Source organism: Achromobacter sp. ESBL13 (assembly GCF_036668755.1).
GTDB lineage: Bacteria > Pseudomonadota > Gammaproteobacteria > Burkholderiales > Burkholderiaceae_B > Achromobacter.
Genome location: NZ_JAZEVT010000001.1, coordinates 469,004 through 484,263 on the forward strand (window position 1 = coordinate 469,004; position 15,260 = coordinate 484,263).

12 protein-coding genes are annotated in these 15,260 nt (G+C 65.5%); 4 read left to right on the forward strand and 8 right to left on the reverse strand.

The window, feature by feature from the left end:
- Window positions 1–18: 18 nt before the first annotated feature.
- The 4 genes from pdxR to tauA form a co-directional block, all read right to left on the reverse strand.
- Window positions 19–1,551, reverse strand: coding sequence for a MocR-like pyridoxine biosynthesis transcription factor PdxR (gene pdxR / locus V6F88_RS02185; RefSeq protein ID WP_332607709.1), 1,533 nt, complete (start codon window positions 1,549–1,551; stop codon window positions 19–21).
- Between the two features lie 164 nt (window positions 1,552–1,715).
- Complete coding sequence (locus tag V6F88_RS02190) at window positions 1,716–2,543, reverse strand: ABC transporter permease subunit (protein ID WP_332607710.1); 828 nt, start codon at window positions 2,541–2,543, stop codon at window positions 1,716–1,718.
- Window positions 2,536–3,378, reverse strand: a complete 843-nt coding sequence (locus V6F88_RS02195) for a taurine ABC transporter ATP-binding protein (RefSeq protein ID WP_332607711.1) — start codon at window positions 3,376–3,378, stop codon at window positions 2,536–2,538. The genes V6F88_RS02190 and V6F88_RS02195 overlap by 8 nt, the downstream gene beginning before the upstream one ends.
- A gap of 63 nt (window positions 3,379–3,441) precedes the next feature.
- Window positions 3,442–4,470: a taurine ABC transporter substrate-binding protein gene (gene tauA / locus V6F88_RS02200; protein ID WP_332607712.1), complete on the reverse strand. Its 1,029-nt coding sequence runs from the start codon at window positions 4,468–4,470 to the stop codon at window positions 3,442–3,444.
- A gap of 411 nt (window positions 4,471–4,881) precedes the next feature.
- On the opposite strand from tauA, the gene V6F88_RS02205 reads away from it, so the two are divergent.
- Window positions 4,882–6,603 carry a methyl-accepting chemotaxis protein gene (locus V6F88_RS02205; protein ID WP_332607713.1) on the forward strand — a complete coding sequence of 574 codons (1,722 nt, stop codon included), beginning with the start codon at window positions 4,882–4,884 and terminating at the stop codon, window positions 6,601–6,603.
- A gap of 150 nt (window positions 6,604–6,753) precedes the next feature.
- Window positions 6,754–8,097: an amidohydrolase family protein gene (locus tag V6F88_RS02210; RefSeq protein ID WP_332607714.1), complete on the forward strand. Its 1,344-nt coding sequence runs from the start codon at window positions 6,754–6,756 to the stop codon at window positions 8,095–8,097.
- Between the two features lie 45 nt (window positions 8,098–8,142).
- On the opposite strand, the gene V6F88_RS02215 is transcribed toward V6F88_RS02210, so the two are convergent.
- The 4 genes from V6F88_RS02215 to V6F88_RS02230 all read right to left on the reverse strand — a co-directional run bounded on the left by V6F88_RS02215 (window position 8,143) and on the right by V6F88_RS02230 (window position 12,362).
- Window positions 8,143–8,835: a response regulator transcription factor gene (locus V6F88_RS02215; RefSeq protein ID WP_332607715.1), complete on the reverse strand. Its 693-nt coding sequence runs from the start codon at window positions 8,833–8,835 to the stop codon at window positions 8,143–8,145.
- Window positions 8,836–9,514: 679 nt separating this feature from the next.
- Window positions 9,515–10,060 (reverse strand): GTP cyclohydrolase I FolE, encoded by a 546-nt coding sequence (folE, locus tag V6F88_RS02220; RefSeq protein WP_006219193.1) that lies wholly within the window; start codon window positions 10,058–10,060, stop codon window positions 9,515–9,517.
- 227 nt (window positions 10,061–10,287) lie between these two features.
- On the reverse strand, window positions 10,288–10,944 hold the full coding sequence (locus V6F88_RS02225) for a response regulator transcription factor (protein ID WP_332607716.1): 657 nt from the start codon (window positions 10,942–10,944) through the stop codon (window positions 10,288–10,290).
- Complete coding sequence (locus V6F88_RS02230; protein WP_332607717.1) at window positions 10,941–12,362, reverse strand: cache domain-containing protein; 1,422 nt, start codon at window positions 12,360–12,362, stop codon at window positions 10,941–10,943. The genes V6F88_RS02225 and V6F88_RS02230 overlap by 4 nt, the downstream gene beginning before the upstream one ends.
- Window positions 12,363–12,672: 310 nt before the next feature.
- Here V6F88_RS02230 and V6F88_RS02235 point away from each other — a divergent pair, with 310 nt between their 5' ends.
- Window positions 12,673–14,754: a carbon starvation CstA family protein gene (locus V6F88_RS02235; protein WP_332607718.1), complete on the forward strand. Its 2,082-nt coding sequence runs from the start codon at window positions 12,673–12,675 to the stop codon at window positions 14,752–14,754.
- A gap of 19 nt (window positions 14,755–14,773) precedes the next feature.
- Window positions 14,774–14,986 carry a YbdD/YjiX family protein gene (locus tag V6F88_RS02240; RefSeq protein ID WP_442880131.1) on the forward strand — a complete coding sequence of 71 codons (213 nt, stop codon included), beginning with the start codon at window positions 14,774–14,776 and terminating at the stop codon, window positions 14,984–14,986.
- Window positions 14,987–15,260 lie beyond the last annotated feature (274 nt).

Genomic DNA, 15,260 nt, shown 5'->3' on the forward strand with positions numbered 1-15,260 from the left:
TGCCGATGCGGCCCGCGCCTACGCCGCCGCCCTCAGCCGATACCGGCGCACCACCTGCGCCAATTTCTCGATGCCCGGTTCGATCAATTCCGGCCGAATCGACGTGAAGCCCACGCGCAGGAAATTGCGGGGCGCGTCGGCACCATTCATGAAGAAGACGTCGCCCGGTTCCACTACCACGCCCGCGGCCAACGCCGCGTCGGATAGTTCGGCGGCGTTCAGCCAGGGCGGGCCTTGCAGCCAGCACGACGACGACCCCGTGATGGGCGTGGGCGTGAAGTCGGGCAGGTGGCGGGCCAGCGCGTGCGCCAGTTCCGCGCCGCGCCGTTGATATGCCTGCGACTGCTTGCGCAGCAGCGAATGGTGATGACCCAGCGAAATGAACAACGAAAACGCGCGCTGGATGTAGGCGGACGGGTGCCGCAGCATCAAGCGGCGCAACGCGCGCAGTTCGCGGGTCAGCTCGCGCGGGGCAACGATATAGCCGATGCGCAGGCCCGGCGCAAATGACTTCGCCAGGCTGCCGACATAGATCACCCGCCCGTCGCGGTCCTGGCTTTTCAACGCCGGAATCGCGCCTTCGCCCCAGCGGCTTTCGCTTTCGAAGTCGTCTTCGATAATCATGCTGTCGGCCTGGCGCGCCAGCGCCAGCAGCGTCTCGCGGCGTTCCATCGACAGCGTGACCGTGGTGGGGCATTGATGCCCCGGCGTCACAAACACATAGTCGCAGCCCAGCAGGTGCGTGCCCGTGCACAGGCCGCCTTCGTCCACCGGCATCGGCAACAAGTGGCGCGTATGGCTGGCAAAGATGTTGCGGGCGTCGGGGTAGCCGGGGTCTTCCATGCCGACCACGGTGTCTTCGTTGACCAGCAGGTCCGCCAGCAGATACAGCGCGTGCTGCGCACCCACGGTAATGACGATTTCTTCGGCATCCGCCCACACGCCCCGACGCGGCAACACCTGCGTGCGGATCTGTTCGATCAAGGCGGGGTCGTCGTGCGTGATCAGGTCGGGCGCCCAGCTGCGGATGTCCAGCACGGATAGCGCCTTGATGCAGCATTCGCGCCATTCGGCGGTGGGAAACAGGTCGGCGTCGAACTGGCCGTACACAAACGGGTAGGGCTGCTTCTGCCAGTCTTGCGGCTTGGTGATATTGCGTTGTTGCGATGGCCGAAACCGCAGCCGTTCGTCCCAGCGCACGCGCTGCGGCGGGTCAACCTCCAGCGTGGCGGCCGTCGGATCGGGCGCCGAGCCCGAATGCCCCTGCATCACCGTATCGCAAACGAAATGCCCGCTGCGCTCGCGCGACACCAGATACCCTTCGCTGACCAGCTGCTGGTACGCAAAGACCACCGTGTTGCGCGCGATGCAAAGCTGGTCGGCCAACTGGCGGCTGGACGGCACCGGCATGCCGGGCGGCAAGTGCCCGCTAAGAATTGCCGACACCAGCATCTGGCGCACGCGGCCTTGCAGGCTGAGGTTGGGCGCGCTTTCCCGTTCGAACAGGCGTTCCCACATCACAGGCTTTTGCATCGCGGCCTGGCTGGACATGACGGCTCCTTGTGATGGCGGCGCGGGGCCTGAAGGCAAGGGCCGCCGCGCGATCCGGTAGTCAGGATAGAGGACGCCCATCGGGGGCGGAATGGGGGATTGCCCTGCCGGCCGCGTGCATCCGGCGGGCAGGGCAAACAGGGGCGCGCCATTGGCCCAGGCGGCTAGATGCGTCCCTTCCATGGGATGGCAAATTTCTCTACATAGCGCACCAGCAGATCGAAGGCGAAGGCGAATACACCGATCACGATGATGCCCATGATGACGATGTCGCTGGCCAGGAACTGCGCGGCGTTCAACACCATGAAGCCCAGCCCCCGGTCGGCGGCCACCATTTCGGCCGCCACCAGCGTGGTCCAGCCCACGCCGATGCCGATGCGCAGGCCCGTGAAAATCTCGGGCATGGCCGCCTTCAGGATCACGTGCCAGACGATCTGCATCGGCGTGCCGCCCATGGCGTAGGCGGCATGGATCTGTTCGATGGATACCGACCGCACCCCGGCGCGCGCCGCGATCGCCATGGGCGCGAAGATGGCCAGGTAAATCAGCAGAATCTTGGGAAATTCACCGATGCCGAACCAGATGATGATCAGCGGCAGGTACGCCAACGGGGGCAAGGGGCGGTAGAACTCGATGGGCGGGTCGAAAATGCCGCGCGCGTAGCGGTTGACGCCCATCAGGATGCCGACGGGCACGGCGGTGATGCAGGCCAGGAAAAATGCCGAGAACACGCGTGTCAGGCTGGCCATGGCGTGTTCGGCCAAGGTGGAGTTGGCCACGCCGTCGGTCATGGCCGATACGAACTTGTCGTACACGGCAAAGGGCGATGGCAGGAACAGCGGCTTGACCCAGCCGGTGCTGGTCACCAGGAACCACAGCGCCACCAGCGCAATGCTGGTGATCAGGCTGATGTGCCCGCTGTAGCCGGCGCCGGGTGCGCCATAGACCTTGCCGGGGGTGGCCGGCTTGCGGCCCCCCCGGGCCTCACGCATGGGCCGGCTCGCGGGCGGACTCGTGGGCGGCAAGCTCGTCGCCGTAGATGATGCCAAGGACTTGCTCGCGCATGGCGATGAAGTCGGGGCTGGATTTGATGCGGCGGCCATCGCGGGTCTCCAGGTAGCGCCGGTTGAAGTCCGGCGTGAAGGTGTGCGTGATGCGCCCCGGGCGCGGCGACATGACGATCAGCCGCGATCCCAGGAACAGCGCCTCTTCCACGCTATGGGTAATGAAGAAGAACATCTTGTTGGTCTGGCGCCAGATATCCAGCAGCAGTTCCTGGATGGTTTCACGCGTCAGCGCGTCCAGCGCCGCCATGGGTTCGTCCATCAGCAGCATGGCGGGGTCGCACGTCAGCGCGCGCGCGATGCCCACGCGCTGCTGCATGCCGCCGGACAGCTGGTAGATCATGTGGCGGTGAAAGTCCTGCAAGCCCACCAGTTCCAGGTTGCGGCGCGCGCGGGCACGCCGCGTTTCCTTGTCCACGCCTTGCAGCTTCAGGCCGAATTCCGTGTTCTCCAGTACGTTCAGCCAGGGCAGCAGCGCGTGCTTCTGGAACACCACGCCCCGGTCGGCGCCCGGGCCGACAATCGGCCGACCGCCCAGCGTGATCTGCCCTTCGGTGGGCGATAGAAAGCCGGCAAGCAGGCTAAGCAAGGTGGTCTTGCCGCAGCCCGATGCGCCCAGCGCCACGACGAACTCGCCGGGCTCGATGGTCAGGTTGACGTCTTGCAGCGCGATGACGGGCCCGCTGTCGTGCAGCCCGGGGTAGGTGACGCTGACATGGTCCGCGCGCAGCGCCTGGGCGGCGGGCAGGGTCGGGTGGTTCATGCGGATTCCCCTTGTAACGGGACGCCCGCGTCAAGGCGGGCGTCCTTCCCGAAGACGCCGGCGTTACTTGGCCGCCGCCTTCGCGTACTGGTCGGTCACGTGCGGGCTGTAGTCGGTCAGCGCCCGGTCGATCTGCTTCTGGTCCTTCAGGAACTTGGCGCTGGCGTCCAGCGCGCGCACGGCGCCGGATTCCTTGCCGCCACCCAGCCAGGTCGCCGACGCCTGCTCTTGCGCGGTCGGGAACACCAGCAGCTTGAGTGCGGTGATGATGTCGTCCGGCTTGCCGCCGATCAGCCGCACGATGCCTTTAACCTGGGGCGAATCGGCCGTCCACTTGGCGCCGTTTGCGTGATAGTCGGCGTAGGACTTGGCCAGCACGCCGGTGAAGGCGGCCATGAACTTCGGGTTCTTCGCGGCCCAGGCGCGGTCTACGACGATGCCGTCGAACGTGGGCACGCTGGCGCGGCCGATGGCTTCGGAATCGGCAATCACCTTGCCGGTCTTTTCAATTTCGGTCAGGGCGGGCGGCCACACGTAGGCGGCGTCGATGTCACCGCGCTGCCAGGCGGCCACGATCTGTGGCGGCTGCATGTTCAGAATGCGCACGTCGCGCGGATTGATCTTCCAGACCTGGTCCAGGCCCACCAATAGGTGAAAGTGCGACGTCGACACAAACGGCGTGGCCACGCGCTTGCCCTTCAGGTCAGCCGTGCTGTTGATGCCCGACCCATTGCGCGCGACTAGCGCTTCGGACTTGCCGATGTTGTCCAGGATCCAGAACAGTTGCAGGTCCACGCCGCGCGTGGCGGCCGACGTGATGCCGGTGGACCCCAGCACCCCCACCGGCACATTGCCCGAGGCCAGCGCCGTGGAAATATCCCCGCCGGAGGTGAACTGGCGCCAGTCGACCTGGTAGCCGGCTGCTTTTAATGCAGCATCGAAGCTGCCATCGGCAATGGACGACAAAAACGGGCCGACGATCTGTTGATAGCCCACCACCAGCTTGGTCTGGGCGTAAGCCGGCGCGGCCACCAGCGCAGCGGTAAGGCCGGCCAGGGTGCAGCGGCGGATGAGGCGGTAAATCGCGTTCATGGTGATCTCCGAAAGAGAGTGGGCCGCGCCCCGACGCGACCGGCTTTGTGCCGGTGCGGCCTGGTGCCAGTTTGCCCGGATAGGGCCAGAACGCTAGGTCCAGATGGGCGGTTCAGTAGGTGCCAAAGCGGCGACCCGGGGCGCGCGCGGGCGGGGTGTACCCATGGTGGTTCCCGGCATCGTCCACCGGCTATCGGCCAAATGCCCGAGGCCCGCGCCGGCGCTGGTCGTTAGCACCAAAACACCGATTTCACGGTGACGGAAATGTCATTCATTTGTTAACGATTTGTCCGAGGCGCTGGGATACATTCGTTTCGTCCGACCCAGCGGGCGCGGTGGACCCCGTCCAGGCCTTCAGTCCCCGCTGGCGCGCGTTCGCTGCCCCGGGGTCATGAATTCCTTCGAGGTCGTATGTTCACTCACTTGAAAGTCCGCAGCTGTCTGGGCATTTTGCTGGCGCTGTTTTTCACCGGCATGCTGGTGGCCAACGGCGCGGCCTGGCTGGACACACGCTCCAGCAACGCCAAGCTGGGCCAGGTCAACGAAGCCTATTCGATGCGCGTCGTGCCCGCCTACGAGGCCTACACCCTGATGCTGCGCGCGCGGCTGGCGATGGACGCCGCGATGATCAACCGGCAGGTCGGCCGCATTACGGAAAGCGATGCCGATGCGGCGCGTGCCGAAGACCTGTGGCGACGCTCGCGCGAGCGTTTTGATGCGTTCGCCAGCGAGGTCCGCGCGCCCGCGTTGCAGGAAAAGGCCGCGCCCGTGGCCGCTGCGTTCAAGCTTTACGACGGGCTGGCCGCCGAACAGTTCGAATCCATGCGCGGCCAGGACGCCCGCGCGTTCGCCTTGCAGATGGATGCGGTGCAGGGCGCCCACCTGGCGTTCGACCACGAATTGGCCGGCTACCTGCGCTATGTGGACGCCCAGACCAACGGCTTTGTCGAAGCCGCCGCCACCCGGCACGTGCGCGCCAACACGCTGATCGCCGCCTTGCTTGCCGTGGCGGTGCTGCTCAGTATCGGCGCGGCGCTGTTCGTCAGCCGCTCGGTGTTACGCCCCTTGCTGCGCGCCGGCGCGCATTTTCAAAGCATCGCCGACGGCAATCTGACCAACCCGATCGAGATCAAATCGCACAATGAAATGGGTCAACTTTTTCTTGGCCTGCAACGCATGCAGGCAAGCCTGGCCAAGACGGTCGCCGCCGTCCGTCAAAGCGTGCACCAGATCAGCCAGGGCACCCGCGACATCGCCGAGGGCAATGTGCTGCTGTCGTCGCGTACCGAACAGCAGGCCGCTACCCTGGAAGAAACGGCGCTGTCGATGGGCCGGCTGGCGGTAACCGTCAAGGAAAACGCCGACAACGCGCTGCGCGCCAACCAGCTGGCGGAAGGCGCCTCGCAGGTGGCGGGGCGGGGGGCCGCGGTGGTGGCCGACGTGGTGGGCACCATGCAGGACATCAGCGCCAGTTCGGCCAAGATCACGCACATTGTGTCCGTCATCGACGGCATTGCGTTTCAAACCAACATCCTGGCGCTGAACGCCGCCGTGGAGGCGGCCCGCGCGGGGGACCAGGGCAAGGGGTTTGCCGTGGTGGCCGGAGAAGTGCGCGCCCTGGCCCAACGCAGCGCGCTGGCCGCACGCGAGATCAAGCAGCTGATCGCCGATTCGGCCGGCCGGGTGCAGGCGGGCGCGCAGCAGGTGGCGCTGGCCGGCGAAACCATGCGCGAAATCGAAAGCGCCGTGCACCGCGTGACCGACATCATGGGCGAAATCGCCGCCGCATCCAGCGAGCAGGCCCAGGGCATCGACCAGGTGAACCTGGCGGTGTCCAGCATGGACGAGGCCACGCAGCAGAACGCGGCGCTGGTTGAACAGGCCGCCGCGTCCGCGCGGGCGCTGCGCGATCAGGCCGACGGCCTGGCGCAAACCGTCGCCGTCTTCACCGTATCGCCGCGCGTCGTCATCGACATGCCCGGCGCGCGTGTCTCGAATGCATCCACGGCCACGCAAACGGCCCCGGCCCGGGCTGCTGCCCCGCGCAACCGCGTGGCATTGCAGCGGCCGGCGCCGGCGACAGCGCCCGCGGGGCTGGGCGCGGCCGTGCAAGACGATTGGCAGGTGTTCTGACGAAGCGGCGCCGGAAGGAGGATCTGGCGCCCGCCCGGTAGTATCCGCTGGCCGGTTCCGTGGGGATAGGCCAGCGGTCGATCAACGCTACGCACGTGCGCAAAGCCGGGCAGCCGGTCGGCCGCGTGCCCTCACGACAAGAAGAAAACAATGAGCGATTTCGACATGGTGATACGCGGTTCGCTGGTCAACGCCGATAGCATTCTGGAGGACGGTTGGTTGGGGGTCATGGACGGCAAGATTGCGGCAATGGGCAGCCACAGCCCGCCTGCCGCGCGGGATCAGGTGGACGCGCGTGGCTTGTGGGTGCTACCGGGCGCCGTCGACAGCCGCACGTATATCGGCGGCTGGGCCGATGGTTGCGGCATCCGCCGCGCCTCGCGGGCGGCGGCCGCGGGCGGGGTGACCACGCTGGTGGACATGCCTTACGAACACGCCGAAGTGGTGGCCAGCCGTGCGCAGCTGGATGCGATGGTCTCGCGCATCGGGCGTGAAGCACACGTGGACGTGGCGGTGGCCGGCACCGTCAACACCCAGCACGGCCTGGATGCCGCCGACGCGCTGGCCAGAGGCGGCGTGTGCGCCTTTTCCATTCCCACGTTCGAGAACGAGCGCCACCGCTTTGCCCATCACGAAAGCGATTTATTGCAGGCGTTCCAGGGCATTGCGCGCTTTGGCCTGGCGTGCAGCATGCACAACCATGCGCGGCTGACGGCCAGCCGTAACGCGCGGCGCTTGCTGGATGCCGGCCGGCCGGGCAGGGAAGTGCTGGCCCGCGCCAACCTGCCCCTGATCGAAGGCTTGACCACGCGCCTGTTGTGCCGCGTTGGCGCGGCGGCCGGCGTGCGCATGCAGGCGGCGGACGTGTGGTCCGAAGAAGGCTATGCCATGTGCGCCCGCTACCGCCAGGCGGGGCACTGGGTCACCATCGAGACCAGCTTGCGCAGCCTGGTCATGAGCACCGAAGACGCCATTGAGCAATTTGGCGGTTCGGCCAGCGACTACCCCTTGCTGCGGCCCAGCGTCGAGGTCGACGCGCTTTGGCGGCGGCTGGCCACGGACATGTGCACCTTTGTGTCCAGCGGGTACCAGGCGCGCGGCGACGACGCCGGGGACGACTCGGCGCCCACGGTCGACTACGGGCCCGACCTGCTCTTGCCCGCGCTGTGGTCCGGCTGCGAATCGCGCGGCTTGTCGCCCACGCTGGTGGTGCGCCTGCTGTCGCAAAAGCCTGCTGAACATTTCCTGCTGGACGACCGCAAGGGCTCGTTCGACATCGGCAAGGATGCGGACTTTGTCGTACTGGCGCCCGGGCGTTCGGCGGCGCAGCCAGAGCAGGCGTTCGGGCGGCCCTACACCGTGCATGTGTTCGGCACGTGGCGCCGGGGTGAACTGGTGTATGACGGTAGCCGGGTGCATGGCGAACCGGGCAAGGGCCGTTACCTGCGGCCGCGCGCCACGGTCCGTGAAGAGCGTGGCGCGATGATGATGTGATCGCGTGTGGCGATGCGCGCCGGGCGACAGCGCGGCGCGCATCAATCAGTACGGCGGGTCGCGTTGTTCCATGACGTAGCCCAGACCCCATACGGTATGCAGCAAGCGCGAACTGAACGGGTCGTCCATCTTCATGCGCAGCCTGCGCACGGCCACGTCGATGGCGTTGGTGCCACGGTCAAAGTTGATACCCCACACGTGCGCGGCCAGGTTCATGCGCGATTGCACTTCGCCATGCTTGCGCATCAGCCGTTCAAGCAGCGCGAATTCAATCGCGGTCAGCCGGATGCGCTGGCCTTCGCGCAGGGCCTTGCGGCTTAACAGTTGCAGTTCAAGATCCCCCACGCGCAAGACGTGCTGCGTGCTGGGACCGTCGGCGGGCGAGGATCGCCGATTGATGGCCTTCATGCGCGCGACCAATTCGCACGTGGCGTAGGGCTTGGCCAGGTAGTCGTCCGCGCCTTCGCTCAAGCCTTGCACGCGCGCTTGCAGTTCGTCACGCGCCGAGACGATCAGCACCGGCACATTGCTTTCCTTGCGCAGTTCCCGCAGCACGGTAAAACCGTCCATCACGGGCAGCTGCACATCAAGCAGGATCAGGTCATACGGAAACGTTTTTGCGATGCGTAGGCCGCTTACTCCATCGGTGGCAATGTGGACGATCTGGCCTTGCTCGGCAAGCGTATGGCTCAGTGCTTCCGCCGAGGTCTTGTCATTGTCGATTACGAGGACTTTCATGGGTTACTGCATCGAATGGACGCCGCTGTCTTGCCGGCCCGCGCCAGGGCGCGAACGTGCAAATTGACGGTCTTGTGCAAACGGACTGGCGCAACGATTGCAGCGGTGAAGCGTGCACGCCAGGCGACCCGTCATGCTGACGGCTAATAACGCGCTTGTGAATTGGAAGAGTCTTAAAAATGCCCCGACCGGCAGGCCGGTCGGGGTAAAGCTGCTGCGAACGGTGTGTCAGATCGGGGGGGGGAAGGCGACGACACCGTTTTTGCTGCGACGACTGCAACTTCAAACAACAACTAGACATCTCACGACGTTTGCTTTCAGACGCTGTGGCGGCTCCGATTGCTAGGTCGCGGTTCGCAGCGTAATGATTGTGAGGGGGCTGCGAATGAATCCAATGTAGGGCGTGTCGGCGCCGTCCGTTCGCTTGAAAACGGACGTTTGCGGCGGGGATTTGGGGCGTTTCAATTGGGGGTGATACGCCGGTCGATTCCGCGTATTCCGGCGGATATCCGGGCGGGCGCACGCAGGCGGGACAAAACAAGGCAGTGGGCGCGTATCGTTGCCCCGCAATCCGCCGAGCAAGGACGTCGGCGGGTGCTATCTCCGCGGATTCAAAGCCAAGTGAAACGGGCGGTGCGGCCAGGTTGGCCGCACCGCCCGTTGTTGCGTGCTGGAACGATCAGCGGATCAGGCTGAGGAATTCGGCGCGGGTGGACGGGTTGTCATGAAATTCGCCCAGCATCACGGACGTGACCATCGACGAATTCTGCTTTTCAACACCGCGCATCATCATGCACATGTGCTGCGCTTCGATCACCACGGCCACGCCGGCCGCGCCGGTTACCTTCTGCACGGCTTCGGCCACCTGGCGGCTGAGATTTTCCTGAATCTGCAAGCGGCGCGCGTACATCTCGACGATGCGGGCCACCTTGGACAGCCCCAGCACCTTGCCGGCCGGCAGATACGCCACGTGCGCCTTGCCGATGAAGGGCAGCATGTGATGTTCACACAGCGAATACAGTTCGATGTTCTTGACCAGGACAATTTCGCGCGTATCGGACGTGAACAGCGCGCCGTTCACGATTTCATCCAGGTTCTGCGCGTAGCCACGGCACAGGTGGCGCATGGCCTTGGCCGCGCGGGCGGGCGTATCGGCCAGCCCTTCGCGGCTTGGGTCTTCCCCTAGCGCTTCGAGAATGGCGGTGTAGTTCTTTTCCAATGACATGGGGGACTCCAGGGGCAACACGTTCATCGTGGCATGCTGACGTGCCGCGTCAATGACGCGGGAATGCTGGCAAGTCTACCGCAGCGCGCGCTTGCAATCATGGGTAACCCTACGCCATGGGCGGGTCATCGGTGGGTCATCGGTGGGCCATAGGCGCGCCAGACGTCGGTCAGGGCAGGGTGAAGCCGCATTGACGCGCCGCCCGGCCCTGGCCTTCGGTACGCCCGTCATACCCCCCGGTTTTCCACCGCGTACTTGATCAGTTCGGCCTGCCCGTCAATACCCAGCTTGCGCTTGATGTTCAGCCGGTGCGTTTCCACCGTGCGCACCGACAGGCCCAGCGCATGCGCGATCTGCTTGTTGGCCTGGCCAGAGGCGATGTGGCGAAGCACATCGCGTTCCCGCTGCGTCAGCATGGTGGCCGGTGCACTGGCCTGCGACAGGCGCACCGCGACGGACGCGCTGAAATAGCTGCGGCCCTCCATCACGGCGCTGATGGCCGTTACGATTTCCTCGGCCGGCTCATCCTTGAGCAGATAGCCGCGCGCCCCGGCCTTTACCGCCTGCACCATGTATTCCGGGTTGTCGTGCATGGTCAGCACCAGCACGGCAATCTGCGGATAGCGTTCGTGCAGCTGCGCCGTCAGTTCCAGCCCGCCGCCGCCCGGCATGTTCAGGTCCATCAGCGCCAGGTGGGGCAGGGTGTCGCCAAGCGGCGCTTCTGCCTGGCACGCGGCCAGGAACGCCAGCGCGGCGGCGGCGTTGCCGGCTTCGCCCACGACCTGAAGGCGGGGCACGGTTTCCAGCCGCAGCCGCAGGCCATCGCGTACCAGCGGGTGGTCGTCAACCAGCAGAAGTCGGATGGCGTCGGGGGTGGAATTCATGCGGGGCTCGTTGAAGTGGGAAGGGCGGCCGGGGGCAGCGGCAGCCAGGCCTGCAAGGTTGTACCGTGCGGGCTGGAATGAAAACTCAGGTTGCCGGACAGTGCGTTCAGGCGTTCGCGCATGTTGCGCAGGCCGATGCCGCGTCGCGGGTCTTCCTGCACCTGCGCATAATCAAAACCGCGTCCGTCGTCGGTGATGGTCAGCCGCAGATCGTTCGCGGAGTAGGCCAGCGTCATGTCGGCGCGCGTGGCGTGGGCATGGCGGATCACATTGGTCAGCGCTTCCTGCGTCACGCGGAACAGCGCGGTGGCGTAGGCGTCCGGCAGCTTCACGGGCTGGCCGGTGGTGGACAGGTGCACGGCCAGCGGCGGCGCGCCGTCCGTGCTGGGGATGGCGAACTCCCGGCCCAGGTGTTCCAGGGCGGCGGGCAGGCCCAGGTCGTCCAGCAGGGTGGGGCGCAGGTTGTGCGAGATGCGCCGCACTTCGCCCACCGCCGTGTTCAGGCGGTCCAGCGCGCCGCCCAGCGGCTTGTCGATATGGGCATGGGCTTTCGGGTCGGCGGGCGGCGCGTGGCGCAATCTTTCCCGGGCGGCTTCCAGCGACAGCTTGATCGACACCAATACCTGGCTGATGCCGTCATGCAGCTCGCGCGACAGGCGCGCGCGCTCGTCTTCCTGTGACCGCACCACCTGCTGGGCCATCAGGCGCAGCTTGGCGTCGGACTGCCGGTGGTCGCTGATGTTCAGCGCCAGCCCACAGGCCGCCACAAAGAGGATCGACACCACGGCAATGCCCGCCACCCAGGCAAACATGCTGCGGATGTTGGCCTGCGCGGCGGCATCGATGCGCACCAGGGCCTGCTCCACGTCGTCCAGATAGATGCCGGTGCCCAGCATCCAGCCCCAGCGGTCCAGCACGACGACATAGCCCAGTTTTTCCACGGTCTGGTGCGTGGACGGCTTCTCCCACAGGTAGTGCACCACCTCGCCTTGCTGCCCGCCCTGGCGCGCGGCCGCCAGCAGGTTCTGAATGACGGCTTGCCCACGCGTGTCGCGCAGGTTCCAGAGGTCTTGCCCGACCAGCTCGGGCTGGCGCGGGTGCATCAGGTTCTTGCCTTGCAGGTCGTAGACAAAGAAATAGCCGTCATGGCCGAACTCCATCTGCGCCAGCAGTTCCAGCGCTTTCTGGCGGGTAGCCTCGTCGTCGCCCGTGGCTTGCAACGGCGCCACCGCGCTGTAAGCCAGGCTGACGTAATGGCGCAGTTCGCTTTCCTTGCTGGCCAGCCAGGCGTTTTCCACCACCTGCTTTTCGCGCTGGGCCAGCTGCAAACCCTGCACATAGACGGCCACCGTGATGGCGGCCAAGGCCACCAACAAGGGCACCGCGGCAAGCAGCAGGATCTTCAAGCGCAGCTTCATGGGAATTCTGTCTATGGGGTAATTGGTGCGCCGCCGCATTGTGGCGGCCAGACGGAGGGTATTGATTAAAAGCGAGGATTCACCGGATTCCGCCATTTTATGTTGCGGCGCATTGCGTAGTAACACGTACCCGGATTGCGTAGTTCCGCGCTTGTTGGCGGGGGGGCAAAACGAAATACTAACGCCCGCGTCCAGCAGGACGCAGCGCGGGCGCTTGCGCACCCGCCACCCCACAACAATGAGTCTGCCTTCCGCGAGACGAAAAAAGCGTTTCACGCCACAAGCATGGCGGGAGGCAAGAGGAGCACTTATGCAAACCAGCAGTAAGGGACTGGGTCAGCACCTGGTCTGGCTGGCGGTTGCGGTACTGGGCGCGTTTGCGCTGGGCACCGTGGCGCTGGCCAGAGGAGAGACCATCAACGCGCTTTGGGTGGTAATTGCCGCCGTCTGCGTCTACCTGATCGCATACCGCTACTACAGCCGCTTCATCGCAAAGAACGTGTTCCAGCTGGACGCCTCGCGCATGACGCCGGCCTGGAAACACAACGACGGCCTGGACTACGTGCCGACCAATAAGCACGTGCTGTTCGGCCACCACTTTGCCGCCATCGCCGGCGCCGGCCCCTTGGTGGGCCCGGTGTTGGCCGCGCAGATGGGTTATCTGCCGGGCATGCTGTGGATCCTGGCGGGCGTGGTGTTCGCCGGCGCCGTGCAGGACTTCACCATCCTGTTCATCTCGACCCGCCGTGACGGCCGTTCGCTGGGTGACCTGGTCAAGTCTGAACTCGGCAAGATCCCGGGCGTCATCGCCCTGTTTGGCGCGTTCATGATCATGGTCATCATCCTGGCCGTGCTGGCGCTGATCGTGGTCAAGGCGTTGACGCATTCGCCGTGGGGCACGTTCACGGTGGCCGCCACCATTCCCATCGCGCTGTTCATGGGGGTGTACCTGCGCTACATCCGCCCGGGCAAGATCGGCGAGGTCTCCATCATCGGCTTCGTCGGCCTGATGGCCGCCATCACCTTCGGCCAGGACGTGGCTGCCCACCCGGTGATCGGCCCCATGTTCGACTTCGACGGCAAGGGCCTGACCTGGATCCTGATCGTCTACGGCTTCATCGCCGCCGTGCTGCCGGTGTGGCTGCTGCTGGCCCCGCGTGATTACCTGTCCACCTTCCTGAAGATCGGCACGATTCTTGGTCTGGCGATCGGCATTGTGGTCGTGGCGCCAGAACTGAAGATGCCCGCGCTGACGCAGTTCGTGGACGGCACCGGCCCGGTCTGGTCGGGCAACCTGTTCCCGTTCCTGTTCATCACCATCGCCTGCGGCGCGGTGTCGGGCTTTCATGCGCTGATCGCCTCGGGCACCACGCCCAAGCTCATCGAAAACGAAATGCAGGCCCGCTACATCGGCTACGGCGGCATGCTGATGGAATCGTTCGTGGCCATCATGGCGCTGGTCGCGGCTTGCGTGATCGAGCCCGGCATCTACTACGCCATGAACAGCCCGGCCGCCGTCATCGGCACCACGCCCGATCAGGTTGCGCAAGTGGTCTCCAGCTGGGGCTTCGTGGTCACGCCGCAAGACCTGATCCAGACGGCCAAGGACGTCGGCGAAAGCACCATCATTTCGCGCGCGGGCGGCGCGCCCACGCTGGCCGTCGGCATGGCGCACATTCTGCATCAGGCCATCGGCGGCCCCGGCATGATGGCGTTTTGGTACCACTTTGCGATCCTGTTCGAAGCGCTTTTCATCCTGACCGCCGTCGACGCCGGCACACGCGCCGGGCGCTTCATGCTGCAAGATCTGCTGGGCACCTTCGCGCCTTCGCTCAAGCGCACCGATTCGCTGCCCGCCAACCTGATCGCCACCGCGCTGTGCGTGGCGGCCTGGGGCTACTTCCTGTATCAGGGCGTGGTCGATCCGCTGGGTGGCATCAACACCTTGTGGCCGCTGTTCGGCATCGCCAACCAGATGCTGGCCGCCATTGCGCTGACGCTGGGCACCGTGGTGCTGTTCAAGATGAAGCGCGACCGCTACGCCTGGGTCACGATCCTGCCCACGCTGTGGCTGCTGGCATGCACGCTGACCGCCGGCTGGCAGAAGCTGTTCCATGCCGATCCGCGCGTCAGCTTCCTGGCCCACGCCAACAAGTACAACGCCGCCATCGCGGAAGGCAAAGTGCTGGCGCCCGCGCATTCGCTCAAGGAAATGTCGCGCGTCGTGGTCAACGACTACATCAACGCCGGCCTGTGCGCGATCTTCATGTTCGTGGTGATCAGCATCGTGGTCTTCGGTGTGAAGTCGGTGCAGCGCGCCCGCGCCGAGAACAAGCCGACGTCCCGCGAGACGCCGTACGAAGCGCTGCCGGCCGCCGCCGGCGCCGACTGACCCCCAACGGAGACGCCGCATGCTGTTCAGCAACATGACCTCGGCAGCCGGCGCCGCCGGCCGCTACCTGGGCCAAACGCTACGGTTGATGGTCGGCGTGCCCGACTACGAAACCTATGTCGAGCACATGCGGCGCACCCACCCGGACCTAAAGCCGATGACCTACGAAGCCTTCTTCCGCGAACGCCAGGACGCGCGATACGGCGGCAAGAAGCGAATTGGCTGCTGCTGAGTTTGAGTGAAAACAGTGAAACAAGCCCCCGTGTGGGGCTTGTTTATTTTGGGGTGGTGGCGCCAAGGCAGGGGATGCCCGACAAGCGGCGGGGCGGGTTCCCCGGGTGGGGGCAAGTCGCAGACCCAACCCGGATATGGGGCCGCCAAAGTAGGTCTGCCCCGACCGGAGTGCTTTGTGCTTGTCATTAATTCCCCCGAGAGTTTGCTGCAATTTTCGTGCTGGGGGATGTCAAATATTCCTTGTCGTGCATGTCCTGAATCTGCTTGCGACG

Coding starts and splice junctions, on each gene's coding strand:
- pdxR (WP_332607709.1), bottom strand. CDS start 1,551: ATGTCCAGCCAGGCCGCGATGCAAAAGCCTGTGATGTGGGAACGCCTG.
- V6F88_RS02190 (WP_332607710.1), bottom strand. CDS start 2,543: ATGCGTGAGGCCCGGGGGGGCCGCAAGCCGGCCACCCCCGGCAAGGTC.
- V6F88_RS02195 (WP_332607711.1), bottom strand. CDS start 3,378: ATGAACCACCCGACCCTGCCCGCCGCCCAGGCGCTGCGCGCGGACCAT.
- tauA (WP_332607712.1), bottom strand. CDS start 4,470: ATGAACGCGATTTACCGCCTCATCCGCCGCTGCACCCTGGCCGGCCTT.
- V6F88_RS02205 (WP_332607713.1), top strand. CDS start 4,882: ATGTTCACTCACTTGAAAGTCCGCAGCTGTCTGGGCATTTTGCTGGCG.
- V6F88_RS02210 (WP_332607714.1), top strand. CDS start 6,754: ATGAGCGATTTCGACATGGTGATACGCGGTTCGCTGGTCAACGCCGAT.
- V6F88_RS02215 (WP_332607715.1), bottom strand. CDS start 8,835: ATGAAAGTCCTCGTAATCGACAATGACAAGACCTCGGCGGAAGCACTG.
- folE (WP_006219193.1), bottom strand. CDS start 10,060: ATGTCATTGGAAAAGAACTACACCGCCATTCTCGAAGCGCTAGGGGAA.
- V6F88_RS02225 (WP_332607716.1), bottom strand. CDS start 10,944: ATGAATTCCACCCCCGACGCCATCCGACTTCTGCTGGTTGACGACCAC.
- V6F88_RS02230 (WP_332607717.1), bottom strand. CDS start 12,362: ATGAAGCTGCGCTTGAAGATCCTGCTGCTTGCCGCGGTGCCCTTGTTG.
- V6F88_RS02235 (WP_332607718.1), top strand. CDS start 12,673: ATGCAAACCAGCAGTAAGGGACTGGGTCAGCACCTGGTCTGGCTGGCG.
- V6F88_RS02240 (WP_442880131.1), top strand. CDS start 14,774: ATGCTGTTCAGCAACATGACCTCGGCAGCCGGCGCCGCCGGCCGCTAC.